Origin of the sequence: Limnochorda sp. L945t, from assembly GCF_035593305.1 — a bacterium.
In the GTDB taxonomy this organism is placed as follows: domain Bacteria; phylum Bacillota; class Limnochordia; order Limnochordales; family Geochordaceae; genus Carboxydichorda; species Carboxydichorda subterranea.
This window is the reverse complement of record NZ_CP141615.1, coordinates 2,667,402-2,692,942: the sequence shown is the minus strand read 5'-3', so window position 1 is coordinate 2,692,942 and position 25,541 is coordinate 2,667,402. Positions and strand designations below refer to the sequence as shown.

General features: G+C 70.9%; 20 protein-coding genes and 1 pseudogene. 12 read left to right on the top strand and 9 right to left on the bottom strand.

Annotated features, from left to right (window positions below):
- Positions 1–20: 20 nt before the first annotated feature.
- Positions 21–1,145, bottom strand: coding sequence for a hypothetical protein (locus U7230_RS12425; protein ID WP_324716152.1), 1,125 nt, complete (start codon positions 1,143–1,145; stop codon positions 21–23).
- A gap of 216 nt (positions 1,146–1,361) precedes the next feature.
- On the opposite strand from U7230_RS12425, the gene U7230_RS12420 reads away from it, so the two are divergent.
- From U7230_RS12420 to U7230_RS12405, 4 genes are all read left to right on the top strand, one after another.
- A complete protein-coding gene (locus tag U7230_RS12420) occupies positions 1,362–2,834 on the top strand; it encodes an aldehyde dehydrogenase family protein (RefSeq protein WP_324716151.1) in 1,473 nt (490 codons plus the stop codon).
- Positions 2,816–4,333, top strand: a complete 1,518-nt coding sequence (locus U7230_RS12415; protein WP_324716150.1) for an MFS transporter — start codon at positions 2,816–2,818, stop codon at positions 4,331–4,333. Before U7230_RS12420 ends, U7230_RS12415 begins: the two co-directional genes overlap by 19 nt.
- Positions 4,334–4,338: 5 nt before the next feature.
- Positions 4,339–6,276 carry a S9 family peptidase gene (locus U7230_RS12410; RefSeq protein WP_324716149.1) on the top strand — a complete coding sequence of 646 codons (1,938 nt, stop codon included), beginning with the start codon at positions 4,339–4,341 and terminating at the stop codon, positions 6,274–6,276.
- 145 nt (positions 6,277–6,421) lie between these two features.
- A complete protein-coding gene (locus U7230_RS12405; RefSeq protein ID WP_324716148.1) occupies positions 6,422–7,801 on the top strand; it encodes a protein O-GlcNAcase in 1,380 nt (459 codons plus the stop codon).
- Between the two features lie 48 nt (positions 7,802–7,849).
- Here the strand turns inward: U7230_RS12405 and folP (U7230_RS12400) are convergent, their stop codons facing one another.
- Complete coding sequence (folP, locus tag U7230_RS12400; protein ID WP_324716147.1) at positions 7,850–9,163, bottom strand: dihydropteroate synthase; 1,314 nt, start codon at positions 9,161–9,163, stop codon at positions 7,850–7,852.
- Between folP (U7230_RS12400) and folK the strand changes: the two genes are divergently transcribed.
- On the top strand, positions 9,162–9,695 hold the full coding sequence (gene folK, locus U7230_RS12395; RefSeq protein ID WP_324718244.1) for a 2-amino-4-hydroxy-6-hydroxymethyldihydropteridine diphosphokinase: 534 nt from the start codon (positions 9,162–9,164) through the stop codon (positions 9,693–9,695). The genes folP (U7230_RS12400) and folK overlap by 2 nt on opposite strands.
- A gap of 75 nt (positions 9,696–9,770) precedes the next feature.
- On the opposite strand, the gene folP (U7230_RS12390) is transcribed toward folK, so the two are convergent.
- On the bottom strand, positions 9,771–10,709 hold the full coding sequence (gene folP / locus U7230_RS12390; RefSeq protein ID WP_324716146.1) for a dihydropteroate synthase: 939 nt from the start codon (positions 10,707–10,709) through the stop codon (positions 9,771–9,773).
- Between the two features lie 153 nt (positions 10,710–10,862).
- On the opposite strand from folP (U7230_RS12390), the gene U7230_RS12385 reads away from it, so the two are divergent.
- Positions 10,863–12,980 (top strand): GGDEF domain-containing protein, encoded by a 2,118-nt coding sequence (locus U7230_RS12385; protein WP_324716145.1) that lies wholly within the window; start codon positions 10,863–10,865, stop codon positions 12,978–12,980.
- Here the strand turns inward: U7230_RS12385 and U7230_RS12380 are convergent.
- Both U7230_RS12380 and U7230_RS12375 read right to left on the bottom strand, forming a co-directional pair.
- Entirely contained in the window at positions 12,899–13,972 is a 1,074-nt protein-coding gene (locus U7230_RS12380; protein WP_324716144.1) for a PQQ-dependent sugar dehydrogenase, read from the bottom strand. The genes U7230_RS12385 and U7230_RS12380 overlap by 82 nt on opposite strands.
- Positions 13,973–13,991: 19 nt before the next feature.
- Positions 13,992–15,299, bottom strand: a complete 1,308-nt coding sequence (locus U7230_RS12375; protein WP_324716143.1) for a Gfo/Idh/MocA family protein — start codon at positions 15,297–15,299, stop codon at positions 13,992–13,994.
- A gap of 316 nt (positions 15,300–15,615) precedes the next feature.
- Between U7230_RS12375 and rfbB the strand changes: the two genes are divergently transcribed.
- The 5 genes from rfbB to U7230_RS12350 all read left to right on the top strand — a co-directional run bounded on the left by rfbB (position 15,616) and on the right by U7230_RS12350 (position 21,250).
- Positions 15,616–16,797, top strand: a complete 1,182-nt coding sequence (gene rfbB, locus U7230_RS12370) for a dTDP-glucose 4,6-dehydratase (protein WP_324716142.1) — start codon at positions 15,616–15,618, stop codon at positions 16,795–16,797.
- A 129-nt stretch (positions 16,798–16,926) separates the two neighbouring features.
- Entirely contained in the window at positions 16,927–19,005 is a 2,079-nt protein-coding gene (locus tag U7230_RS12365; RefSeq protein ID WP_324716141.1) for a bifunctional 2',3'-cyclic-nucleotide 2'-phosphodiesterase/3'-nucleotidase, read from the top strand.
- Positions 19,006–19,084: 79 nt separating this feature from the next.
- Positions 19,085–19,654, top strand: a complete 570-nt coding sequence (locus tag U7230_RS12360; RefSeq protein ID WP_324716140.1) for a methylated-DNA--[protein]-cysteine S-methyltransferase — start codon at positions 19,085–19,087, stop codon at positions 19,652–19,654.
- Positions 19,651–20,106: a dTDP-4-dehydrorhamnose 3,5-epimerase family protein gene (locus tag U7230_RS12355; protein WP_324716139.1), complete on the top strand. Its 456-nt coding sequence runs from the start codon at positions 19,651–19,653 to the stop codon at positions 20,104–20,106. Before U7230_RS12360 ends, U7230_RS12355 begins: the two co-directional genes overlap by 4 nt.
- 67 nt (positions 20,107–20,173) lie before the next feature.
- Positions 20,174–21,250 (top strand): glucose-1-phosphate thymidylyltransferase, encoded by a 1,077-nt coding sequence (locus tag U7230_RS12350; RefSeq protein ID WP_324716138.1) that lies wholly within the window; start codon positions 20,174–20,176, stop codon positions 21,248–21,250.
- Positions 21,251–21,282: 32 nt separating this feature from the next.
- Here U7230_RS12350 and U7230_RS12345 read toward each other — a convergent pair whose 3' ends face one another.
- Genes U7230_RS12345 through U7230_RS12335 form a run of 3 tightly spaced genes read right to left on the bottom strand, consistent with a single transcriptional unit; the run spans position 21,283 to position 23,375 of the window.
- Complete coding sequence (locus U7230_RS12345; protein ID WP_324716137.1) at positions 21,283–21,789, bottom strand: ribonuclease toxin HepT-like protein; 507 nt, start codon at positions 21,787–21,789, stop codon at positions 21,283–21,285.
- Positions 21,786–22,166: a nucleotidyltransferase family protein gene (locus tag U7230_RS12340; protein WP_324716136.1), complete on the bottom strand. Its 381-nt coding sequence runs from the start codon at positions 22,164–22,166 to the stop codon at positions 21,786–21,788. The genes U7230_RS12345 and U7230_RS12340 overlap by 4 nt, the downstream gene beginning before the upstream one ends.
- 60 nt (positions 22,167–22,226) lie before the next feature.
- Positions 22,227–23,375 (bottom strand): mechanosensitive ion channel family protein, encoded by a 1,149-nt coding sequence (locus tag U7230_RS12335; protein ID WP_324716135.1) that lies wholly within the window; start codon positions 23,373–23,375, stop codon positions 22,227–22,229.
- A 209-nt stretch (positions 23,376–23,584) separates the two neighbouring features.
- Between U7230_RS12335 and U7230_RS12330 the strand changes: the two genes are divergently transcribed.
- Positions 23,585–24,226 carry a hypothetical protein gene (locus U7230_RS12330; protein ID WP_324716134.1) on the top strand — a complete coding sequence of 214 codons (642 nt, stop codon included), beginning with the start codon at positions 23,585–23,587 and terminating at the stop codon, positions 24,224–24,226.
- 375 nt (positions 24,227–24,601) lie between these two features.
- Here the strand turns inward: U7230_RS12330 and U7230_RS12325 are convergent.
- A pseudogene (locus U7230_RS12325) lies at positions 24,602–25,396 on the bottom strand (IS256 family transposase); the annotation flags it as partial.
- Between the last annotated feature and the right edge of the window lie 145 nt (positions 25,397–25,541).

Below are 25,541 nucleotides of genomic sequence, written 5' to 3'. Positions count from 1 at the left end.
GCTGCCCGGCGCGCGGTGTCCTACCTCGCTCCGTCCTGACCCTCCGGTGCGTCCCGCGGGGCAGGGGCCGGTTCCGGGGGTGGCGGCGCCGGTGCCGGCGCCGGCGCGGGGGAGGGTGCCGGTGCAGGGCCCGGAGCCGGTCTGGGCTCTGGCGAAGGGGTCGGGGAGGGCGCGGGGGACGGCTCCGGCGACGGTGCCGGAGTTGGCGGCGGGGCAGGAGAGGGGCCCGGCGGGCCGGGCGGGCCAGGGGGTCCCGGCGGGCCTGCCGGTCCTGCAGGCCCTGCAGGGCCTGCAGGACCGGCAGGCGGAGTCGGTGCCGGCGCCTGGGCTCGGGGCGGCTCAGGAGGTCGGGCCGGAGCCTGCGGAGCCGTCGGCGCGGGGCGCACCGTAGCCGGTCGTACCGTGGGTACGACCTTGGCGACGGTGCCGCCGGCCCGGGCCGGGTCGACGGCCGGCGTGTTGACCACGAGCTCGTAGTGCAGGGCCGGGTCGTCGATGGTGAGCCCCCTCACGGTTACGGTCGTGGTGTCGCCGGGCCCGAGCGACTCGATGACGGTGCTCTGGCGCTGGATCTGCGGCGGCTTGGACGGGTCCCGAGGGTCAGTGGCGATGAGCAGGGCATAGACCGGCTGTTTCAGCGTCCGACTGGTGCGGTTGGTCACCGTCGCCTGCACCGAGATCGGCCCCCGGTCGAGCGCAGGGGCAGGGCCGGAGACCGGGCGCTTGGCCGGGACAGCAAGGGGCTGCTTGGCCCCGGCCGCGGCCGGACGCCGGGCCGGCCCTGCTGCCGCGCGGCGAGGAGGTGCCCCGGCGCCTCCCTGCGACGTCGTGGGTGACCCGGGCGACGTCGTGGGCGACCCGGCTTGCCCGGAGGGAGCGGCCGGCGCGCTCGTCGACTCCTGGACCACCTGCACCCGGGTGAAAGCGACCGGTGAGGCGGGGCTCTCGGGGCCGGGCGGCGCCGGCGACGCCTGCGCTGCGGGCCGGCGCTCCAGGGCGCTCAGCTCGTTGCGCAGCCGGGCCGACTCCTGGGAGGAGCGCAACTGACCTGCGATGGCCGCTGCCGCCACCACGAACAGGAGCACCGCGGCAGCGGCGGCGATACGAAGCCAGCGTTCGTTGGACACTGCCTGCCACACCTCCATCCAGGAGTCTTCCGGCGCGACGCGGCGTGCAGTCGCCAACTCGCTGGCGGCGCTGGAGCCGGGCGGACCGCCTTCCACGCGGCGGAAAGCCAGGAGCGCTCGGATCCGATAGGATAGGAGCGATGGCCTTCGGAGGGAATGTTGGCATCTGCAGGAGGCCGGGGGCGGCCGGCTTCCCGGCCGCGGCACCCGGCAGAAAAGGGGGGCATGCACCAGATGGCCGTCGCGCCGGCGCAAGAAGAGTCTCGCCGCTATGACCTCTGGATCGGAGGCGAGTGGGTCGCTCCCGCCTCGGGCCAGCACTTCGAGTCGGTCGACCCGGCGACCGGTCACGTCCTCGCCTATCTCGCCAGGGGCGGCAAGGCGGACGTCGATCGGGCGGTGGCGGCGGCGAGAGCCGCGCTGGAAGGCCCGGGATGGAAGCGCATCGAGCCCCGCCGCCGGGTCGAGTGGCTCTACGAGGCCGCCCGCCGCATCCGGCAACGCTCCGACTCTCTCGCCCGCCTCGAGAGCCTCGACACGGGCAAGCCCCTGCGCCAGGCCCGTACCGACGTCGCGGTGGCGGCCCGCTACTTCGAGTACTACGCGGGCATCGCCGACAAGATCCTGGGCCATACGATCCCGCTCGGCCCGGGCTTCCTGGACTACGTGCTGCGGGAACCCGTCGGGGTCTGCGCGCTCATCATCCCGTGGAACTATCCCATCCAGATCGCCTCCCGCGGGCTGGCACCGGCTCTCGCCGCCGGCAACACGGTGGTGCTCAAGCCCGCCGAGGAGGCCTCGCTCACCACCCTGGAGCTCGCCGGCATCCTCCACGAGGTGGGGGTCCCGGCCGGAGTGGTCAACGTGGTGACGGGTTACGGTGAAGAGGCAGGCGCAGCCCTGGCCTCTCACCCGGACGTCGACCACATCACGTTCACCGGGTCGGTCGAGACGGGCAGCATCGTCATGCAGGCGGCCGCCCGGGGCATCAAGCCCGTTCTCCTGGAGCTCGGGGGCAAGTCTCCCATGATCGTGATGGGCGACGCGGACCTGGACCGCGCCATCCCCGCGACGGCCCAGGCCATTTTCCAGAACGCCGGCCAGACCTGCTCGGCGGCGTCCCGGCTCATCGTCGACCGGCGGGTGCACCGGGAGGCGGTGGAGGCCCTGCAGCGCATCGTCTCGCAGATGCGCCTCGGCCCGGGCGTCGAGGACCCGGACATGGGGCCCATCATCAGCCGGCGCCAGCAGCAACGGGTGCTGGGCTACGTCGAGGCCGGCCGCTCGGAGGGGGCGCGCCTGGTGGCGGGCGGACGGGTGCCCGAGCAACCGGAGCTGAGCGGCGGGTATTTCGTGGAACCGACGCTGTTCGACGAGGTGTCGCCGATCATGCGCATCGCCCAGGAGGAGATCTTCGGGCCCGTGCTGGCCATCATGCCCTTCGACACGCCGGACGAGGCCGTCGCGCTGGCCAACGGCACGGCCTACGGGCTGGTGGCGGGGATCTGGACGCGGGATCTGTCCACCGCGCACCGGATGGCGGCCGAGTTGCGGGTGGGCCAGGTCTTCGTCAACACCTACGGTGCCGGGGGCGGGGTGGAGATGCCCTTCGGCGGGTACAAGAAAAGCGGCTTCGGCCGGGAGAAGGGGTTGGAGACCCTGCAGCACTACACCCAGGTGAAGAACGTATGCGTGCGCTACGAGTGACGCGCCTGGCAGAGTCCGCACCGGCGCCGGGAGAGGTGGCGGCCTGGGAACGTGGCGCGGCGGGGCACCCGCTGCGGTGGCGGATTCTCTCCGCCATCTTCGTCGGCACGCTGATGGGGCCCGTCGACGGCAGTGTCGTCGGGATCGCCCTGCCCGTGATCACCCAGGATCTCCGCACCACGCTATCCGTCTCCGAGTGGGTGGCCATGGCGTACCTGCTGGTGATCAGCAGCCTGCTGCTCACCTGGGGGCGCCTGGGCGACATGTACGGCCACCGCCGTACCTATCTGTCGGGCTTCGGCCTCTTCACGGGCGGATCGCTTTTGTGCGCCGCCTCCCCGGGCATCGGGTGGCTCATCGCCTTCCGGGCGGTGCAGGCGGTGGGGGCGGGCATGATGATGGCCGCCGGCCCTGCGATCATCACCGACGTCTTTCCTGCGAGCGAACGGGGAAGGGCGCTCGGCACCAACGCGGTGGCGGTAGCGGCGGGACTCGCCATCGGGCCGGTGCTCGGGGGCTTGCTCGTCGAGCACTTCGGCTGGCGCTCGATTTTCTCCATCAACCTGCCGATCGGCCTCGTCGGCACCCTCTGGGCCGCCCGGGTGCTCCCCGGGCCGCGCCGGGTGGTGCGGGAGCGGTTCGACCTGGCGGGCGCGATGCTGCTCTTCTCGGGGTTGCTGCTGGTGCTGCTCGCACTCAGCCAGGCTCCCCGCTGGGGCTGGGCGAGCGCCGCCACGCTGGGCTCGGCCGGGGCGGGCGCGGCGCTGCTCGGGCTCTTCGTGGCGGTGGAGCGGCGCATCGACCACCCGATGGTCGAGCTCTCCGTCTTCAAGAACCGCACCTTCGTGCTCGCCAACTTGAGCAGCCTCGCCAACTACCTGGCGCAGTCCTCGGTGACCTTCCTGCTGCCGTTTTACCTGCAAAACCTGCGGGGGATCCCGCCCGACCGGGCGGGGGTGCTCATGCTGGGTTTCCCGGTAGCCCTCACGGTCATAGCGCCCGCCGCCGGGTACCTCACGGACCGGTGGGGCTCGCGGTGGCTGGCGGCCGGGGGCATGGCGCTGATGGCCGTGGCGGTCGCCAACATGACCCGGCTGGACGGCGCGACGCCCCTCGCCGGGGTCTTCTGGGGGCTGGCCCTGCTCGGGCTGGGCAGCGCCCTCTTCCAGACGCCCAACAACAGCACGATCATGGGGAGCGTCCCGAGAGAGCGCCTGGGCATCGCGGGCGGGATGCTCGCGAGCATGCGCAACATCGGCATGGTGCTGGGCATCGCGGTGTCCGGCACGGTCTTCATGGCCGTGGCAGGCGCCCAGGTCGAGACGGCCGCCGCCGAGGGCGGGCGTTTCCTTGCCGGCTTGCACGGGGCCATGGCGGCGGGCGCGGGGATCGCGCTGCTGGGGGCCGTCGCATCGGTGGCGGCCTTGCCGTGGACAGGCAGAAGGCGCCGGGCGGCCGTACGAGTGCCGCGGTTGGACGCGGACGAAAGCCGGTGGTGAATGCGATGACCGAGGCTCCTTACGGGCTATGGGAAAGTCCCCTGTCGCCGGCGCGCATGGCCGGCGGCGTCACCCTCACCGACGTGGCCTGGGACGACGAGACCGGGCAGCTCGTCTGGCATGAGGAACGATCGGGCGTGGGAGTGCTCATGGCCGCCGGCGCCGCCGGCGAGGGGGCGCGGCAGCTCACCGTCGAACACTCGGTGCGGGCCGCGGTCGGGTACGGCGGCGGCGACTTCACCGTGCAGGGCGGCCAGGTGTACTACGTCTCTCGGGAGGGACGGCTGTACCGTAAACCCCTCGGGAAGGGCGTGGCCCGGGCCCTGACCCCCGCGTTCGGCGCGGCGGCGTCTCCTCAGGTCTCCCCGGACGGGCGCTGGGTGGTCTTCGTGCACAGCTATGAAGGCCGCGACGTGCTGGCGATCGTCGACGTCCGGGGGGAGCGCTGGCCGCAGGAGCTGGTGGACGGCGCCGACTTCTACGCACAGCCTGCGTGGCATCCTTCGGGCCGCATGCTCGCCTTCGTCTCGTGGAACCATCCGCGGATGCCGTGGGACGGGAGTGAGTTGCGCCTGGCTCATCTGGAGGAGGGCCCCCGCGGCCTGCCCGTCGTCTCACGGGTCGAAACGGTCGCGGGCGGCGACGACGTGGAGGTGTTCCAGCCTGCCTTCTCGCCGGACGGGCGGTGGCTCGCCTACGTCAGCGACGAGACGGGGTGGGCCAACCTCCACCTCTGCGACCTCGAGACCGGACGGTCGGAGCTCGCCCACCGGGAAGAGGCCGAGCACGGACTGCGCAACTGGCGCCAGGGCATGCGCACGCTGGGGTGGAGCCCCGGAGGCGGCGCGGTCTACTTCCTGCGAAGCCGCGAGGGGAGGGTCGAGCTTTGGGCTTACGATCTCGCGGCGCGCAGGGCCCACCCGGTGCCCGTCGTCGAGGGAGAGCCCCGGGAGGGAAAGGCCGGAGAGGAGCGACCGGGCGGGCATCCGGCCGGCTACACCGTGTTGCAGCAACTGGCCGTGGATCCTGGCCGCGGCCGGATCGCGCTCCTGGCCTCATCGCCGGCCGTTCCGCGAAGGGTCGTGGTCATGGAGCCCGGCAGGCCCGCGGCGGTGGTGGCCCGTTCACAGGCGGAGGACGTCCCGGATGGGTATTTTTCGTGGCCGGAACACCGGCGCTGGATCGCCCCGGACGGCGGGGAGGTCCATGGGCTTTTCTACCGCCCGGCCAACCCGCAGTACACGGGCAAGGGGCGCCCGCCGCTCGTCGTACGGGTGCACGGCGGCCCGACCTCCCAGGCGACACCGGGATGGGCGCCGGAGGTGGCGTTCATGACCAGCCGGGGATACGCCGTGCTGGACGTCGACTACCGGGGGAGCGCGGGGTACGGGCGAGCCTACCGGGAGGCGCTGAAGGGCCGCTGGGGCGTGCTCGACGTGGAGGATGCCGTGAGCGGCGCGGCCCGGCTCGCGCAAGAGGGGCTCGTCGACCGCGAGCGCATGGTGATCATGGGCGGCAGCGCCGGCGGGTACACCGTGCTGAGGGCGCTGGCCGAGCACCCGGGCTTCTTCCGGGCGGGCGTCTCGGCCAGCGGGGTCACGGACCTCTTTCTGTTGGCCAGCCAGACGCACAAGTTCGAGGCGCACTACACGGATTCCCTGGTGGGCCCGCTTCCGGAGGCGGCGGCCGCATACCGGGAGCGTTCGCCGCTTTTCGCGGCCGACCGGATCCGGGACCCGCTGGCCATCTTCCAGGGCGACGAGGACCGGGTCGTGCCGCGAAGCCAGGCGGATGCCCTCGTCGAAGCGCTGCGGCGCCGCGGTGTGCCGCACGAGTACCACGTCTACCCGGGCGAAGGGCACGGGTGGCGCAAGCGGGAGACCGTGGAGGCGTACTACGCCGCGCTCGAGGCCTTCCTGAGGCGATACGTCGTCTTTGCCTGACGGTGGCCTGCCCGGGCGTGCCCTGCGCAGGGCGGCGGGCCGCGCGACCGGAGGAGGTGGGTGCTCCGTCCGAGAAATGGGCCGGTGGGGGCGCGCGGGCGCGGCGGAGCAAGGCGGAAAAGGCAGGGAGGGCGGGGGTGACGGGATGGCGCTGGTGTGGCGGGGGGTCGTCGAGGGGTTTTACGGGCGTCCCTGGACCCACGAGCAGCGGCTCGACACGATCGACTGGCTGGGCAGGCATCATTTCAACGCGTACCTGTATGCACCCAAGGACGACCCGCTGCACCGGGACCGGTGGCGCGAGCCGTACCCGCCCGAGGCCATGCGGCGGTTCGAGGAGCTGGTGCGGGCCGGGCGGGCGAGCGGAGTCGAGTGGATGGTGGCCATCAGCCCCGGGCTGTCCCTGGTCTACTCCGACCCGGCGGAGCTCGACCGGCTGTGGGCCAAGCTCGAGGCGTTCGTGGGGATAGGGGTGCGGGCGTTCGGGCTCTTTTTCGACGACATCCCGCCGGCGCTGGGGCACGAGGAGGACCGCCGGGCGTACGCGACTCTGGCGGAGGCTCAGGCCGACTTCGCAGGGCGGCTGTGGCGGCGGATGCAGCCCCGGGGGCTCCAGTTGATGGTCTGCCCCACCCATTACTGCGGCGACCCGGACGTGCCTTACCTGCGGGAGCTCGGGGAGCGGCTGGACCCGGCCGTCGATCTCTTCTGGACGGGCCCCGCCGTCTGCTCCCGGGAGGTGCCGGACGAGCACGCCCGCCGGGTGGCGGAGGTCATGCGCCGGCCGCCGCTCTTGTGGGACAACTACCCCGTCAACGACGCCCACATGGCGCCGGAGCTCCACATCGGCCCTTACACCGGCCGTGGGGCTCACCTGGACGGGATCCTGCGCGGCATCTTCGCCAACCCCATGAATCAGCCGTACGCCTCGCGCCTTGCGCTCTTCACCATCGGGCGGTACTTGCAGGCGCCGTCTCGTTACGACCCGGAGCAGGCGTGGTCGGAAGGCGCTCGGCAACTCCTCGGCGGAGACGAGGCGCTCGTGCAGGCGCTGGGCACGCTCGCCCGGTGCGCCAGCATCACGCCGCTCGCCCCCGAGGAGCCGCCGTGGCTGGTCGGCCTTTTCCGGCGGTTCGAGGAGCTGACCGGGAGCTTCCACTTCGAAGAGGGCCTGCGCGAGCTCCAGCAGGGGATCGCCGAGCTGCGCCAGGCGTATGCGGCGTTGCGGCAGGGGGCGGAGCGCCACCCCGTGCTGGCCGACATGCGGCCGTGGATCGAGGACATGGGCCGGTGGACCGAGCTGCTGGAGGCTGCCGTCGATCTCATCGTGACCGATGGCGCGCTCTCGTGGATGGGCGATGCAAGCGCAGACCGGCAGGCGCTGCAGCGGCGGTTTGCGGAGCTCCGGGAGCGGGTGCGAAGCGGCCTGAAGGAGTCGGTCGACTGGCCGACCCGCACCTGCGGCGACACGGCCCGCGCCTTCGTGCAGCACGTCCTGCGCCGCAGCGTGGCCCGCTCCGGCTGAGAGGGAGGCCGGTCGAGCGTACCCGGGGGCAGGCTTCCTCGCTTCCTTTCAGCCACCGCTCAAGGTGCGCTCGACGGTGGCCGCCACGTCTTGCACGGGGCCGGGCATGGGGGCGGCGGGCTTGTGGACGCGCACCCGGATCCGCCGCAGCCTCCCCCGGGTACGGCTTTCGATGGCGTCGGCGACGCGGGCCGCCAGGGTTTCGATGAGCTGGGTGGGAGGCCCGCCGGCGACGATCTCCTGGACCCACGTCCAGACCTTCGAGTAGTCCACGGTCTCGTCCAGCGCGTCGGCGGCCGGCTCCGCCTTCAGCCAGAGCGTCACGTCGACCACGAACGGCTGGGGCGGGCCCGAGCGCTCCTGCTCGTAGACCCCGTGGCGCGCCGAGAAGCTCATCCCCTCGATGCTGACGGTGAGCTCCGAGGCGCGGGGCACGAGGTGCGGCCGGCCGCCTGCCCGGACGGCCGCGTCGGCGACCCGGGCGAGGCGCACCATGGACCGGACGTCGTGCACCCGCACGATGTCGGCCCCGCCGGCGATGGCGAGCGCCACCGTGGCCGCCGTACCCTCCAGGCGCTCGAGGGGCGGCGCGTTGCCGAGCACCCTCCCGATGAACGTCTTGCGCGACGTCCCGACGAGCAGCGGGAAGGGCGGTGCACCCGGCAGGCGCAGGTGCACGTGCTCGTGCCACTCCCGCAGGCGGGCGAGCAGGCGGTAGTTGTGGGCGACCGTCTTGGCGAAGCCGAAGCCGGGGTCGACCACGATGCGCTCGGGCGAGATGCCGGCCTTCAGCGCGAGCTCCACCCGCTCTGCCAGTTCCCGGGCCGACTCTTCCACCACGTCGCCGTACTCTGCGAACTTTTGCATGGTGGCGGGAGTGCCCCGGGTATGCATGACGACCACCGGGACTCCGAGGCTGGCGACGGTTTCGGCCATCCTCGGGTCGAAGGCCAGCCCGGAGACGTCGTTGACCATCTGCGCCCCCGCCTGCACCGCCTCCCGGGCAACCCGGGCCTTGCGGGTGTCGATGGAGATCGGCACGTCGAGCCGGGCGGCGACCGCCTCGATGACGGGCAGCACCCGCCGCAGCTCCTCCTCCTCGGGCACCTCCTCGGCCCCCGGGCGGGTCGACTCGCCGCCGACGTCGATGAGGTCGGCGCCCTCCTCGGCCATCTCCAGGGCCCGGCGGATGGCCAGGCGGGCGTCGAAGTACGCCTCGCCGTCCGAAAACGAGTCGGGGGTCACGTTGAGCACCCCCATGACGTAAGTCCGTGCCCCGAGCGCCAGCCGGGCGCGGGGCATCTCCAGGAACCGTGGAGCCCGGGGCTCCCCGAGCGGTGCTACAATGCCGGTGAAAGCCATGGACGATCCCTCCGTGCCGGTGTATGTCGGACTGGGCTCCAACCTGGGGGACCGGGCAGGGCACCTGGCCCGGGCGGTGGAGATGCTCGCGGCGCTCCCCCGCACTACCGTAGCCCGGGTGTCGTCCCTTTACGAGACGAAGCCCTGGGGGCTGGCCGGCCAGCCCGATTTCCTCAACGCGGTGGCCCTCCTGGAGACGGCCCTCGACCCGCGCTCCCTGCTCTTGCACGCCCTGGCCATCGAGAGCCGGCTCGGGCGAGTGCGCACCGTGCGCTGGGGGCCCAGGACCGTCGACATCGACCTCCTGGTGTACGACCACCTCACGCTCCGGGACCCCGAGCTCACCCTCCCGCACCCGAGGATGCTGCAGCGGGCCTTCGTCCTGGTACCGCTGGCCGAGATCGCGCCCGGCCTCGTGGTGGCCGGCCGCACCGTCGCCGACCACCTGGCCGCCCTGGGCGACGTGGGCGACGAGGTGCGGCCGGCGGGGGCGTTGCCGGAGGGCGGCCGGCGCTCGTTGCCCGGCCTCTGAGCCCGTTCGGCCGAACCTCTTCGTTCCATCCCGAGCGGCGCTCAGTTCCGAACGCCGCTCGACCCGGGGCGGCGTTCAGTCTCGAGCGGCCAGTTCCCGCAGGGTGTGCAGCGGCCGCCGCTGCTCCCCCGTGACCGCGTCGAACGACCAGTCTTCCCAGGGGGGCTGCCAGCCTCGCAAGATGGCGTCGGCGACCCGCGCGGCCCGCACGTTGGCCCCGACGTCATGCACCCGCACGACGTCGGCGCCCAGCGCCACCAGGGCCGCCGTGGCGCCCAGCGTCCCCTCGAGCCGCTCGCCGATGGGAGCCTCGATCAGGTTGCCGATGACGCTGGTGCGGGAATGCCCCACCAGCACCGGGTGACCCAGGCGCTTGATCTCCGGCACTGCCCGCAGCAACGCGAGGTTGTGCTCGGTGAGCTTGCCGACCCCGATGCCCGGGTCGACCAGGATCCGGGAAGGGTCGATGCCGGCCTGACGGGCCCGCACGCAGGCCTGCCGCAGGTAGGCCAGCACCTCCTCCACCACGTCGCGGTACGCCGGGTGCTCCGCCGGTCTGCGGGCCGTCCCCTGCAGGTGCATGAGCACGACCCCGGCTCCGTGGCGCGCCACCACCGGCGCCATGGCGGGATCGGCGTGCAGGCCGCTGATGTCGTTGACGATGTGGGCGCCCGCCCGAAGCGCCGCCTCGGCCACCGGCGCCTTGTAGGTGTCGACGGAGATGGCGACGTCCAGGTGGCGGGCCACCCACTCAACGAGGGGCGCCAGGCGGTCGATCTCTTCGTCGGGGGCCAGCTTCTCGGCAGCGAGGCGGGCGCTTTCGGCACCGACGTCGAGGATGTCTGCACCTTCCTCCACGATCTGGCGGGCTCGCGCCCTGGCGCGATCCGGGTCGAAGTAGCGCCCCCCGTCCGAGAAGGAGTCGCGCGTCACGTTGAGGACGCCCATGACGTAGGTGCGCTTGCCCCACCGGAAGCGCCGGGGTCCGAAGGCTACCTCCACGTCTTGCATCATCCGGGTTCACCGGGCGCAGGCGTTCGGCGCCAGAGCGACCGCCACCTTCCCGGTGGCGGTGGTTCGACATAGTGGAGGACGTTTCGAAGGAATGGTACACTGGGTCATACCGGGGGCTGCGCTGCAGCAGGTGGGGTGTAGCGAGGGAGCGCTATGATCCAACCGTCGCGCCGAGCCCTGCGGCCTGTCGCAACGTACGTCGCGACCGCCCTCGTCTGGATCCTCGTCTCGGACTGGGTGCTCACCCGGCTGCTGCACGGGACGCCTTCGCTCGGGCTCGTCAGCGTGGTCAAGGGCTGGGGTTTCGTGGCGGTCACGGCGGTGCTGCTCTACGGGGTTATCGGCCGTGACTACCGGCTCCTGTACCGGGCAGAGCAGCAGGCCCGCGCCACCAACCGCACCCTGAGGGCCCTTTCCTCGGTGCACCGGCTGGTGACGCAGCGGCAAGACGCCCACCAGCTCCTCCAGGAAGCCTGCCAGACCATCCTGAAGGACCCCTCGTGCAGCGCCGCATGGATCGGGGTGGCGGGCGAGTCCGGAGACTCTCTGACCCTGGTCGCCTGGGCCGGGCCGGCCGGGCTGCCCGCGCCCCCGGTGCCCAACCCCGACCCCACCGGTCCCGCCTGGCGCGCCCTGCACACCCGGAAAGCTCACACCATGACCCTCGCCGGGACGGGGGATGAGGACCCATGGCGCCGGCACTTGTTGCAGGCCGGCGTCACCCACGCGGCGGCCTTTCCCCTCAAGGAGCAGGGGCGCCTGTACGGCGTGCTGACGGTCTACACGGGTGACTCGGAGCTCTTTACGGGGGAGCGCTACCGCATCCTGTCGGAGATTGCCGACGCTCTGGCGCTCGGGCTACGGCTGCTGTCGGCCGAGCGGAGCCTCGCCGAGAGCGAGCGGCTGCTGGCGCTGCAGATGGCCCGGTTGGAGGCCATCACGGGCCGCGATCCGCTGACCGGGCTCTGCAACCGCCAGCGCTTCGAACGCCTCCTGGCCGAGGAGGTGGACCGCAGCCGCGGCGCCGGGCGGCCGTTCGCCGTGGTGGTCTTCGACCTGGAGCGGTTCGGAGAGATCAACGCCCGGCTGGGCCACGACGCCGCCGACCGGCTCCTGGCCGAAATCGGGCTGCGGCTGCAGGAGGCTTTCCGCCCCACCGAGCGGATCGGGCGGGTGGGGGGCGACGCGTTCGCGGTCATCTTGCCCGGCGTCACGGCCCGCGAGGGCCGGAGCGTGGCCGAGCAGCTGGTGCACGACGTGCCGCGTTGGGCCCGGACGGCCGCCGGCGAACAGGTGCCCGTCCGCATCACGGCCGCCGTGGTGGCCTACCCCGAGCACGGACGCTCCCACGCCGAACTGGAGGCCGCCATGGACTCGGCGTTGCTCCAAAGCCGCAACGCCTCCGACGGCATCGCGGTGTTCGACCAGACGTCCCACTCGCTGCGGTTGCACTCGTTCGGACAGGGCGACATGCTGCGCCGCGCCCTCAAGGACGGGCGGCTGCGCCCGGCCTTCCAGCCCGTCGTGGACCTCGGCACCGGAGAGGTGTACGGCTACGAGCTGCTGGCCCGGGTCGTGCTGGGCGAGCGCCTGGTGACGGCCTCGGAGTTCATCCGGGAGGCGGAGGAGTACGGGCTTCTGGGAGAGGTCGACGAGCGCATACTGGAGTGGGTGGCGGACGGCTGGAAGCTACCTGCCTTCCAGGGCAAGCGCCTTTTCATCAACCTGTCGCCCGACCTGGTCTCCCGCCCTGCTTACCGGGAACGGGTGATCCGCCTGCTCGAAGGCCAGCCCGAGCTTGCCCGCATGACCGTCTGGGAACTCACCGAGCGTCACTCGCTGGAGGACGACGAAGCGACCGCGCGCTTTTTCGCCAACCTCAAGCTCCTGGGAGCGCAGCTGGCCCTCGACGACTTCGGCTCCGGGTACTCGTCGCTCGGGTACTTCCGGCGCCTGGCGGTCGATTACGTCAAGATCGACGGGAGCCTCGTCCGGGGCGTGGCCCACAGCGTGCTCGACGAGCGTCTCGTGGCGGCCATCCGCCGGGTGGCCGGGGAGCTCGGGGCCCATACCGTCGCCGAGGCGGTGGAGACCGAAGAGGTGGCCAGGGCGGTGCGGGCCATGGGCGTCCGCTTCGGGCAGGGATACTACCTGGGCAAACCGGTGCTGCTCGAGCAGCTACCGGGCGTTCAGAGCCCGCACACCTTGAGCACCCGGTCGTCGTCCGGGCCGGCCGAGCCGCGCCCGTCGCGGTTGGACGTGCCCACGTAAAGGCACCCGTCCGGGCCCACAGTGAGCGCCCGCAGCCGGCCGTACCCCTCCAGGACCACCCGGTCCGAGACGATCCGCCCGTCCGCATCCAGCTGCAGGCGGTGCAGGCGGCCCTCCTTCAACGTCGCGAGGAAGAGGGTGCGGCTGTCGGAAAAGGCGATGGCGGCCGGGGCGATGGTCGGCGTCCATGCCCAAAGCGCAGGCTCGAAACCGCGGGCCTCCCGGGTGCCCCGGATCTCCGGCCAGCCGTAGTTGGCGCCCGGCACCAGGCGGTTGATCTCATCGTCCGTGTCAGGGCCGTGCTCGCTCAGGTAGATCTCTCCCGTCCCGGGACGCAGCGCCAGCCCCTGTGGGTTGCGGTGGCCCAGGGTGTAGACGGGGCTGCCCGGGAAGGGGTTGTCCGAGGGCACGGCGCCGTCGGCGCGGATGCGCAGCACCTTGCCATTGAGGCTGCTCGGATCCTGGGCCCGGCCGGGCACCGCCGCGTCTCCCATGGTGACGAGGAGCTCGCCCGCACGGTCGAAGCGAAGCCGGCAGCCGTCGTGGATGGTCGCGGCGGCCATCCCGTCGAGGAGCACGCGGTCGGAGGCGAGCCGGTCCCCCTCGAGCCTCAGGCGCTCCACCCGGTTGGCAATCTCCCCGTCGCGGCGCGTGTAGCAGACGTAGACGTAAGGGATGCGGGGGAATCCGGGATCCAGGGCCAGCCCCATCAGGCCGGCCTCACCCTGTTCCCAGACCGGAAGGCGGGCCAGTGTCTGCACCGCCTTGCCGTCCCAGACCCGGATCCGCCCGGGGCGCTCCGTGAGGTAGAGCCTGCGGTCCGGGCCCCACACGAGGTCCCAGACGGTGTCGAGGCCGCTCATGACCGGGGTGACCTCGGCCTGGCGTACACTACCGGCCGGCGCCGCCCGGCTCCATGCGGCCTGGGCCAGGACGGCCGAAGCCACCGCCAGGAAGACAGCGACTCCGTATCCCCGTGCGGTCCTCTCCACGGGCAAGCCCCCCTCGCTCTCACGCCGCGGCGGCCTCGGCCGCGAACGCGGCCAGCTCGACGACCCGCCCCTCCAGGCGCGCCCTTTCGGCGGCCAGCGCCATGAGGTGGCTTTCGACCGACTCCTCGAGCGACGTCAGCGTTTCGCTGCCGCCCTCCCCGCGGCGAGCTGCCCGGAGCCGTGCCACGAAGGCCTCCATCAACCCTTCGTCGCCGCCGGCGTGCGTGGGCGACGTGGGCACTTTCAACGTGTCGTGGCCGGCCGGCTGGAACGTGCGGAGCTCGATCTCGCCCTTGTCGAGGTGGCCCCGGATCTCCCCCGCCGTGCCCATCAGCTTGAGCGTCCGGGTGTTTTCCTCGGTGAAGGCCGTCACGGTGAACGCCGCGGTCACGCCGTTGTCGAACTCGATGCTCACCACCTGGTGGTCCACCACGTCGTTGTCGCACTTGAACACACAGCGTCCGTAGGGGCCTTTCCGCAACGCCTCGGCCCGGCCTTCGGGGGACGGGTCGTCGGTGATGACGGAGATAGGCCACCCGTCCCAGCCGGGCGGGAAGAGGCCGTAGAAGCGCACCGCCGAGAAAGGACACGTGCCCTCCGCTGGGCACCCGTCGATGCACCGGTCGGGGGCGCCGGGCGGGGCGTTTTCGGGGCGGAAGTACGTGAGCGCCCCGAAGCTGCTTAACCGGCGGCACGGGGCCCCGGCCAGCCACCGCAGCATGTCCATGTCGTGGCACGACTTGGCCAGGATGAGGGGGCTGGAGGTGCGGCTGTTGCGCCAGTTGCCCCGGACGTAGCTGTGAGCGAAGTGCCAGTAGCCCACGTTCTCGGTGTACTGCACGGTGATGAGCCGGCCGATCCGGCCTTCGTCGAGCAGACGCTTGATCGTTTGGAAGAACGGGGTGTAGCGCAGCACGTGGGAGACCGTGACGCTGCGAGCGAGCCTGCGGGCCACGTCCGCGAGCCGGATCACGTCGGATGCGTCGGGGGCGATGGGCTTTTCGAGCAGGAGGTCGTAGCCGGCTTCGAGCGCGCGGATGGCCGGGTCCACGTGAACGCGGTCGGGCGTGGCGATCACCACGGCGTCGCAAAACTTGGGACGGCCCAGCATCGCCTCCCACGAGGGGAAGCGTCGGTCGGGCACCACTCCGTGCTCGTCTGCCATGCGCGCGAGGCGCACGGGGTTGGGATCGGCCACGGCCACCACCCGGGCCCGGTCAGGGTGCGCCTTGACCCAGGCTCCGTAAGCCTCCCGCCCCCGGTTGCCGGCGCCGATGACGGCGAGTTGCACGGGCCCGTCCTCGTGGTGGATCTCTTCCGTCCCCAAGCGCCCCACCAGCCTTTCGTGCGAGGGCAGAACCGTACGGCCACGGCGCCGCAAACGGTGGCCAGCCTGGCGCCGGAAGCGTCCGATGACGCTTGTCACACCGCGGGTAGCGTAGCACGACATGGCCGTAACCCACAACACACGGCGTGGCGGCCCCGGCGTATCCTGCGAGCGGCATGGCCGGGAAAGGGGCGCCGTCCGCCGTGCAGAACTGCCTGAGGGCAGCACACCACAGGTGCCGCATGGTCTGGGCGGCGCGGCGGCACAAACGGACGGTACTGGCAGAGAAGGGGTCGCGGGAAAAGGAGCGGTAGGCGTGGGAGTAGGAGAGAACGCACCGCGAGCGGGTCCCACCGTGCTCGTGACGGGCGGTTGCGGGTTCATCGGGAGCCAGTTCGTGCGCCTGTTGCGGCGGGAGCGGCCGGCGTGGCAGGTCGTCAACCTGGACCTCATGACCTACGCCGCCCATCTCCACAACCTCGAGGAGGTCTGGGCCGGCCAGGAGAGCCGGAGCGATGACAGCGGGGCGGGGGACGCTTTGCCGGCGGATGGGCCGTTGCAGCGGCTCGATTACGGTAAGGCCGTCTCCGGGGCCGACCCGGGGCATGTGCTGGTGCGGGGGGACGTGGCGGACGCAGCGCTGGTCGACCGGCTGTTTACGACCTACCGGTTGCGCTACGTCGTTCACTTCGCCGCCGAATCGCACGTGGACCGGAGCATCCTCGACCCGGCGCCGTTCGTCGAGACCAACGTCCGGGGGACTCAGGTGCTGCTGGAGGCGGCCCGCAGGCATGGGGTCGAGCGGTTCGTGCAGGTTTCCACGGACGAGGTGTACGGGGACCTGGAGGGCCTGCCGGCCGCCGACGAGCAGGCGCCGCTGCGGCCGAGCAGCCCGTACTCGGCGAGCAAGGCGGCGGGCGACCTGATGGCGCTGGCCTACGTGCGCACGTACGGCCTGCCGGCCATCGTGACCCGCTCGAGCAACAACTACGGGCCCCACCAGTTCCCCGAGAAACTGCTGCCGCTCATGATCTGGAAGGCGCTGCGGAAAGAGCCGCTGCCGGTGTACGGCGACGGGTTGCAGGTGCGCGACTGGCTGTGGGTCGAGGACAACTGCCGGGCCATCCTGGCGGTGCTGGAGCGGGGGAGGCCCGGCGAGGTGTACAACATCGCTGCCGGCAACGAGCGCTCCAATCTCGAGGTCGTCGGGAGGGTGTGCGACCTCGTGGCCGAGCGAACGGGACGAGAGCCGGCGGCGGTGCGGGCCCTCGTCACCCACGTGCAGGACCGGCCTGGCCACGACCGCCGCTACGCCATGACGGCCGCCAAGGTGCAGCGGGAGTGTGGTTGGGCGCCGCGGGTGAGCCTCGAGGAGGGCCTGGCCCGCACCGTGGACTGGTACCTGGCCCGCTCCCGGTGGGTGGAGCGGGTCGTCAGCGGCGAATGGCGGCGCTACTGGGAAGCGGTCTACGAGCGCGGCTGGTCAGCAGGGCGCTGAACGGCGCTTCGGCCCGCTCGAAACGCGCGGTTCGCCGACAGGGTGCCTCCTGGCCGGCATCGAAAGAGATCCGCCGCCAAGCGTCACCTCTCGTGAGGCACGGTGAGTTTTCGTGAAGGAGGAGCGCCCATGACGCGGCTGCTTGGCCCAAGAAGCCGTTGGACAGGCCTTTGGTCGTGGTCCCTCGTGGTACTGGTGATCCTGGTCGCGGCCGCCCCCTCGTTCGCCTCGTCGCAGCTCGTCATCCTGGCCACCACCGACGTCCACGCCAACATCTACCCGTGGGACTACTATGCCAACCGGGCGGACGACGGTGTGGGGCTGGCCCTGATCGACACGCTGGTGCAGCGCGTCCGCAGCGAGCACCCGCAGGCGCTCCTCTTCGATAACGGCGACACCATCCAGGGCACTCCGCTCGGGTACTTCGTCGCCCGGGTGCGGCCCCTTCAGCCGGGGAAGGTCCACCCGGTCATCGACGTGCTCAACCGCATGGGATACGACGCGGCGACCATCGGTAACCACGAGTTCAACTACGGGTTGCCCTTCCTGGAGCAGGTACTGGCGGGGGCCCGGTTCCCCGTGGTACTCGCCAACGTGTACCGGCCCGGCACCAACCAGCCGTACTTCACGCCGTACGTCCTCCTGAGACGGGAGCTGGACGGGCGCCCGCTCACCGTGGGCGTCATCGGCTTCACGCCGCCGCAGATCCTGGTTTGGGACCGCAGCAACTTGCAGGGGCGGGTCGAGGCCGGCGACATCGTCGAAGCGGCGCGCCGTTTCGTGCCCGAGATGCGGGCGCAGGGGGCAGACGTCGTGGTGGCGCTGGCGCACACCGGGGCGAGCCCGGCGTCGCGGTGGGCACCCGGTAGCCTGCAGGAAAACGCAGCGTACTCCCTGGCCACCGAGGTGCCGGGAATCGACGTCGTGGTGGCCGGGCACTCTCACGTCTCCATCCCCGGCAAGGGCTTGCCGGACGCGCCGGACGGCGTCGTGGGCAAGACGGTCATCGTACAGCCCGGCTTCTGGGGCCACGAGCTCGGGATGGTGACCCTGGAGCTCGAGCCGCGGGCCGAGGGTGGCTGGCGGGTGGTGGGCAGGAAGGCGCAACTCCTGCCGACCAAGGGCGTGGCGCCGTCCGCGCGGGTCATGGAGTGGGCCAGGCAGGCGCACGAGACCACCGTGGCGTACGTCACGAGCCCCATCGGCGAGACGCTGGTGCGCATCGACAGCCGAGCCTCGCGGTGGGCCGACACGGCCCTCATCCAGTGGATCAACGACGTGCAGCGCCGGTACGTGGAGCGGGCCCTGGAGGGCACGCAGTGGGAGGGCGTACCGGTGCTCTCGGCCGCGGCCCCCTTCAAGGCCGGGCGCGGTGGCGAGCAGGACTACACCGACATCCGGCCGGGGCCCATCACCATCGCGGACGTAGCCTCCGCGTATCTCTACGACAATACCGTCAAGGCCATCCGCATCACCGGTGCCGAGCTCAAGGCGTGGCTCGAGCGGGCTGCGCTCAACTTCGAGCAGGTTACCCCGGGCAGCGGCCAGCAGCCGCTGGTGAGTGCCCGCTGGCCGTCGTACAACTTCGACCAGATCGACGGGGTCCGGTACGCCATCGACGTGACCCGGCCACCGGGGCAGCGCATCGTGGAGCTCACCTTCGAGGGGCGGCCGGTGAAGCCGGACGAGTGGTTCATCCTGGCGACCAACAACTACCGGGCCGACGGTGGGGGCGGCTTCCCGGCGACGGGCAAGGATGCCCGGGTCGTCCTCGACCCGCTCGTCGAAAGCCGCCAGCTCTTGATCGACTCCGTGGTGGAGGCCCGCACCATCGCGCCGCATCCGGACGGCAACTGGCACCTGGTGCACAACTACCTCGACCACCCGCAGGCCGGACCCGTGTACGATCTGGTGGACCGCGGCGTCTTCTTGGGGGTGGCCACGGACGGGCAGCGGCTCGGCCAACTCGACCTCGACGAGGCGCTGACGCAGTCCGCGTGGGCGGAGATGGTGGAGCGGGCGCTCGACGTGCGGATCCCGGTGAGCGCGCCGGAGGCGGTCGTGACGGGGCGCCAGGCCGTGGAGAGCCTTGCGGGGGTCGTGCAGTTACCGGGACTGGAGGTGGCCGACGTCGGCCTGACACGAGCCGATGGAGCGCAGCTGCTCTCCGCGGTGCTGGCCGTTCTTGAGGCAGTGCCGGCCCGCTGAGGGGAAGGGCCGCGAGCGGGGCCGGGCCCGGGCGGATGCGCTGAGGCCGTGGCGCAGGCCGGGGGAAGGAGGGGCCGCCGTGGCGCTCGAGTACCTCGAGGTGGACAGCCCCATGGGGTCGATCTACCTGGTGGTCAGCGAACAGGGCGTCGCCTTCGCGTCGCTTACGGCCGGGTCGGGCGACGAGCTCTTGGCGGAGGTGCGGGACCGTTACGGAGCGGCGGTGGCGGCGCAGGTGCGCCCGGCGCGTTCGGCGGAGCTGGAGAGGGCGTGGCGGCAGGCGGTGGCCGAGTGGTTCGACGCCGGGAGGGCGCCCTCGATCGACTGGCGGTGGGTGACGCCGTTCGAGCGCGAGGTCATGCGGGCGGTACAGGCCATTCCCCGGGGGTCGGTCCGTTCGTACGGGGAGGTGGCCCGGGCGGTGGGGCGGCCGCAGGCGGCCCGGGCCGTGGGACAGGTGATGGCGCGCAACCCGGTGCCGCTGTTCGTACCCTGTCACCGGGTGGTGCGCTCCGACGGCGCGCTCGGGGAGTACTCGGGCGGGGGCCCGGGAGTCAAGGCGCGGCTGCTGGCGATGGAGGGGGCGAGGCCGTCCGGGCGGGTCGCGCCCGTGGCGGCACGACGGAAAGGGGCCGGCGAACCGGCGTGATCGAAGGGGTCAAGGTCAAGCACCTGGTGCGCCACTGCGACGACCGGGGCTTTTTCCAGGAGATCCTGCGCGACGACGAGGGGCTGTTGCGGCGCTTCGGGCAGCTGTCGATGTCGAAGACGTACCCGGGGGTCATCAAGGCGTTTCACTGGCACGAGCGCCAGGACGATCTGTGGTTTTTCCCGGCCGGCAACGTCCAAGTGGTGCTGCACGACCTGCGGGAGAGCTCGCCCACCAAGGGAGAGACCAACGTCTTTTACATGGGCGAGGACAATCCCATGCTGCTGCTCATCCCGGCGGGGGTGGCCCACGGCTACCGCACGCTCGGGGAGAAGCCGGCCGTCATCGTGTACGTCACCACGGAGTCGTACGACCCCGACCACCCTGACGAGAAGCGCATCCCGTACGACGACCCGTCCATCGGGTTCGACTGGCGCACCAAGATGCGGTAGGGCGGAGCCGGCACAACGGGCACCTGAGCCTGCGGAGCAGTGACCCGAAAGAGGCGTTGAGGACGACATGAGCTCGCACCTGAAAGCGCTGGTGCTGGCGGGCGGCAGGGGGACGAGGTTGCGCCCGCTGACCTACACGATGGCCAAGCAGCTGGTGCCGGTGGCCAACCGGCCCATCCTGCACTACGTGATGGACCAGGTGGCCGACTGCGGCATCGGCGAGGTGGGCGTCATCCTGTCGCCCGAGACGGGGGAACAGGTCAAGGAGGCGCTGGCGCTCAACCCGTGGCGGCTGCGCTTCGAGTGGATCGAGCAGGACCGGCCGGGGGGCCTGGCGCACGCGGTCAAGGTGGCCCGAGATTTCCTCGGAAATACCCCTTTCTTGATGTACCTCGGCGACAACCTCATCGGCCAGCCGGTGCGCGACGTGGTGGCGACCTTCGAGGCGGAGCGGCCCGACGCCCTCATCCTGCTCAAGGAGGTGGCCAACCCGAGGCAGTTCGGGGTGGCCGTGGTGGACGGCGACGGGCGGGTGCGCCGCCTGGTCGAAAAGCCGAAGGATCCGCCCTCGAGCCTGGCGCTGGTCGGGGTGTATTGCTTTTCCCCGGCCATCCACGACGTGATTGCGACCCTGGCGCCCTCGTGGCGCGGCGAGCTCGAGATCACGGACGCCGTCCAGCGCCTGGTCGAGGCGGGGCGCCCGGTGCGGGCGGTGGAGCTCACCGGCTGGTGGCTCGACACCGGGAAGAAAGACGACCTGCTCGAGGCCAACCGGGTCGTGCTCGACGAGTGGGGGCGCCGGGAGATCATCGGCAGCGTGGGCGAGGGCAGCCGGGTCGACGGCCGGGTGCAGCTCGGCCCGGGCGCCATCGTGGAACGCAGCGTCGTGCGGGGCCCGGCCGTCATCGGCGCCAACGCGGTGGTCCGGGACAGCTTCATCGGGCCGTACACCAGCGTCGGCGACCACTGCCGCGTGGAACGCAGCCAGGTGGAGCACTGCGTGATCCTCGACGGGTCGGTCGTCGAGGACGTCGAACGCCTGGAAGACAGCCTCATCGGGCGCAACACCGTGGTGCGCCGGGCGGGCGACAACCACCGGGCACTGCGCCTCATGATCGGCGACGACGCCGAGGTGGCGCTGTAGTCTTGCGCCGGCCAGCCGGGCGGCGCCCCGGGTTACCCGGGGAGGGTCGAAGGCCCCTCCTGGCTCGAGACGTCGCCGGTCAGAAAGGCGGAGAAGGTGGCCAGTTCCCGCGTCACCCGCTCGAAACAGCCGGGTAGGGCTTCGGCGAGCTCCTCCAGGCGCTGGGGCCGCAGCGAGGATGCGTAAACGCTACGAACCAGATGCCGAAACGCCCGATACTCTTCCAGACACTCGCGGGTAGCACGGGAGAGTACGGCCGGTCGGTGGCCGGGAAACTCGGCGCTCATTTGCATGAGAAGGTCACGATGCGAGTGGGGGCCGGTCGGCACGGACCCGTCTACCTCGCGAGCGATGCTCTCCAAGATGTGCTCGATCCCCGTATAGAACCCATGTAGGTTGAGAGCGACCGCATCCCAGTACGCGTCATCGCACGTCGTCTTCGCCTTGCGACGGATCTCTCGTGCTCGCTCGGCGACCCGGCCGACCTCGTCCAACTCCTCCCTGATCCGCCCGGAGAGGGCGATGAAATCCGATGTCACAGGGGGATACCCTCCTTTTCGACGGCGGCACGCAGCCCCGCACGCGCATGGCGCAGGTCGACCAGATCCACGGGCAAGTCGGGACGTAAGCTCAGGAGCCGGCCGAGCGCCCGCAGGAACACTCCTTCGTCGATCGCGTCCACGGCAAGGTCGACGTCGGAGCCAGGCCCAAACGTGCCCCTGGCGAGCGAGCCGAAAAGCCAGACCCGGCGCACCCCGAACTCCCGGCGCAAGATGGCGGCACACTGTTGAGCGACCGCCAGGGCCTCCCCGGCCCTCCGCTTTGCGTCCGCCTGCTTCGATGCGCTCAGGCGGAGCAGCCCCCGGCGGTAGGCTCTCCTTTCTTCGTCCGTGAGCTCTCCGGCTGTGCGACCCATACGAAACGGCCCGCCCCTGTCCGGCATCTGGCTGGATTATACGAACACATGGTCGGAGCGTCAACCCGGGGCCGCAGGCCCGCTGCCTCGCGCCGGTTCGCGACCCTCCAGCCGCAGCGGCGCCCGCAGGTGGACGTCATGCTGAGGGAACGGGATCTCGATCCCCTCCCGATCGAACCGCTTCTTGATGGCGACGTTGAGCTCGTCGAGCACCTGGAAGGCGTCTCGATAATCCCCCACCCAGCACAGCCCCAGCAAGTTGAGCGATGACGGGCCGAAGTCCGTGAAGTACACCCCCGGCGGCGGATCCTTCAACACCTTGGGGTGGCTCATGCACACCTCGAGCATGACCTGCTTGGCCCGTTCGACGTCGGTCGCGTACGACACGCCCACCTTGGGGCGCACCTTGACCCGCAGGTCGGGGTAGTTCTGGTTGACGATGCGGGCGGCGGCCATCTCCTTGTTGGGGATGATGACCAGTTCGTTGTCGAAGTTGAGGATCTTGGTCGCCCGAAGGCCGATTTCGACCACGTCGCCCATGGTGCCGTCGGAGAGGCGAATCCGATCCCCGACCCGGTACGAGCGGTCGAGCATGATGGTAAACCCGGCGAACATGTTGGCCAGCGTCTCCTGGGCCGCCAGCGCCAGCGCCAGCGACGCCACGCCAGCCGTGGTCACCAGGGCCGTCACGTTGATGTTGAACCGGGCCAGCACCACCGTGGCCGCGATGAAGTAGGCCGTCACGGCGGCGACCCTGGTCACGACGGGGACGAAGTGTTCGTCGAGCTGCGTGCTGGTGCGGTGGGCCATCTCGGTGAGGTACCACCGGGCCAGCCCGTCGGTCGCCGCCACCAGGAGGCGGGTGACCGCCAGCACCATGAGCGCGTAGAAGACCCCGTCGAGGATGCGCCCGCCCGTCGTGCCCTCGAGGGCGGGCAGGCCGGCCAGGCGGTTGACGGCGGCGTACAGGACGAGAAAGGCGGCGGCCCGGGCGGCGTAGCGCTCGGTGGCCGACAGGAGCGTCACGTCCAGGGTGGTCGGCGTGCGCCGGGCGATGGGCAGCATGACCCGGTGCCACCACCAGCGCACCGCCGGCACGGCCGCCAGCGCCAGCCCCACGAGAACGGCCGTGATGACGGCCTCTCGCATCCACCCGCTCAGCCATGACAGCGACCCATCGAACCACGCCTCGACGGTAGACAGCGACATGCACGAGCCCTCCCATTGTCTCCTCGGCAATGCGGACCTGGAGCCGGCCGCAGGAAACCAGTTCGCCGAGCGCTTGCGTAGGCCTTTGGTGCACCTGGGCTCGAAAGAGCCCTGGACGCACTCAAGCCGGTGGACACCGCTCCGATGCATGGACCGGTCGGATACCGCTTTCAAAAGGCCGAGAAAGCAACTACCGGAGGTGTTTGCCGATGCGTCACTTCGCCCTCACGCTTGCCGCAATCGTCGTGGTGCTGTTGGCCGCATGGCCGGTGGCCGCCGCTTCGCTGACCCTGGCCGGCGGAACCGCTTGGAACCTACCCATGCCACTGACCATTGTCCAGAAGGGCGAGCAGGACATCCGAATCGCCCGTGCCGAGTGGGAAACCAGGCCACTGTATGAGGCTCCGTACTACGCCATCCGCATGGCGGGACAGACTTGGGGCCTTTCGGTCATCCATCACAAGCTCTACCTGTTGACGAGCCACCCGGACGTGCAGTCCTTTTGGGTCAGCCACGGATACAACCTGATTCTGGGCGAGCGGTACTGGCGTGCCGGCCGATGGATGTACAGCGCTGGGTTGGGTCCGGTACTGACGCATCCCGAAACGACCGTCAGGGGGAAAACGCTGGCCGACCCCCCGCATGCTGAAATCAGCTTCGAGGGTTACTACCTGTCCGGCATTGCAGGCTCGTGGGCAATAGCCTACGTGCTGCCCCTTACGTCCTGGTTTCAGCTCGTCGCCGAGACCAAGAGTACGGCGGCATGGGCGCGGGTCCCCATCGCGGACGGCTACGCCGACGTCCCCAACGTGGCCCTGCACGTCAACATTGGAGCTCAGTTTTCCTGGTAGTCGTACTGCGGCAAGTCCACCGGGGTGCTCGTGGTTCCATTGTAGCTCTCGTGAACGCGCCGGGCTGTCCTCCTGCCATGAGGATGGGCCAGGCGCCCGATGGAGAACGAGGTGATTCACACGCGAGCCGAGGCGAGATGCTGTTCAGCCACCGTAGGAAGACGCAGCGACCCGTGAAGCCGACTGGCGGGCCGCGATCCAGAGGTACTCCGGGTGCTGCGCCCCGGCGGGCCATGCTGCGAGCCGTGAGGCATTCACGTCGATCGCCACGAGGCATGTCCCCGGACGACTTCGTAGGCCTCGGGGGCCGCGTCGGGTGAACCGATGGCGTCCCCGCAACTGGTGTAAAATGGGTTCCCACCGGACTCCTCCCTGCTACGCGGCCACGTTGGGCAGTGACGGCATCACCTCGCTTTTGTTCTCGCTCCGGCTCGGCCGGGCGACGTCGAGCTTGGCCATCGACTCCTGGCTGAAGTACCGGCGGCTGGCCAGCCACTCGTCGTGCTGCTTCTGGAGTACGGCGCCTACCAGGCGCAACGCGGCGTCCGCATTCGGAAAGATCCCCACCACGTCCGTGCGCCGCCCGATCTCCCGGTTGAGCCGCTCCAGGGGGTTGGTGGAGTGGATCTGCCGCCAGTGCTCCGGGGGAAACGTCATGTAGGTCAGCACGTCGTCGGCTGCCTCGAGCAGGCGCTCGACGGCCTTGGGGTAGCGCCTCTGCAGGCTCTCCGCCACCTTGCTGAGCTGCTCGCGGGCCAGCGCCGCGTCCGGCTGGACGAAGACGGTGCGCACCAGCGCCGCCACCATGGGCTGGGCGTGCTTGGGCACCTGGGCCAGCAGGTTGCGCACGAAATGGACTCGGCAGCGTTGCCAGCTGGCGCCTGCCAGGAACTCCGCGATGGCCTTCTTGAGGCCCTCATGGGCGTCGGAGATGACGAGTTGCACCCCCTGGAGGCCGTGATGGACGAGGTGCCGCAGAAACTCTTTCCAGAACTCGTAGCTCTCGGCCTGGCCGATGGCATAGCCCAGCACCTCTCGCTCGCCGGTCTGGCGCACCCCGATGGCCACCACCGCGGCCATGTTCACGACCCGGCCGTCCTGGCGGACCTTCACCACCTTCGCATCCAGCCACACGTATGGATACGGCTCACTCAGGGGGCGCTCCCGAAACAGGGTCGTCATCCAATGAGTAACTTTTAGGTGGGCATGGGTGTCAGGATCCGGTAGGGGAGGCACATCCCTCCAGCCTGAGGCTGGAGGGATGTGGGAAATCGCAACGAAAAGACCCCGCCTTGAAAGTACCACACCATGGAAG